The sequence below is a fragment of the Brevibacterium sp. SIMBA_078 genome (assembly GCF_046534565.1).
Taxonomy (GTDB): Bacteria; Actinomycetota; Actinomycetes; order Actinomycetales; family Brevibacteriaceae; genus Brevibacterium.
The window spans coordinates 1-276 of record NZ_JAWRYQ010000179.1 but is presented as its reverse complement, the minus strand read 5'-3'; the positions used below and the strand labels follow the sequence as shown (position 1 = coordinate 276).

Annotated in this window: 1 protein-coding gene; it reads left to right on the top strand. The window is 57.2% G+C overall.

Features of this window, described 5'->3' with window-relative positions:
- Positions 1-238: Stf0 family sulfotransferase (locus SB749_RS19350; protein WP_410711735.1), on the top strand; the 238-nt coding region annotated here is incomplete at its 5' end.
- Positions 239-276: the final 38 nt, after the last annotated feature.

Sequence of the window (276 nt, the reverse complement as noted above, 5' to 3'; positions counted from 1 at the left end):
CACGGAATGGGATCAGAACTGGCAAGCGTGGTTCAACATGCAAGGTGTCGCGCCATTTACCGTGACATATGAAACTCTATCAGACGCTCCACAAACGCAGATACGAGACATCTTGGAGCAACTTAATTTACCACCTCAGGTCGCGGACAGTGTGGAGCCCGATGTTGCCCGTATAGATGACCCCAGAAGCCAAGAGTGGGTCGAGCGCTTCCGCCGAGACGGCGGCGTCGCGCCCTAGGGCCAAAACGACTGCAGAACCTCCGCAACGGCCTCGGG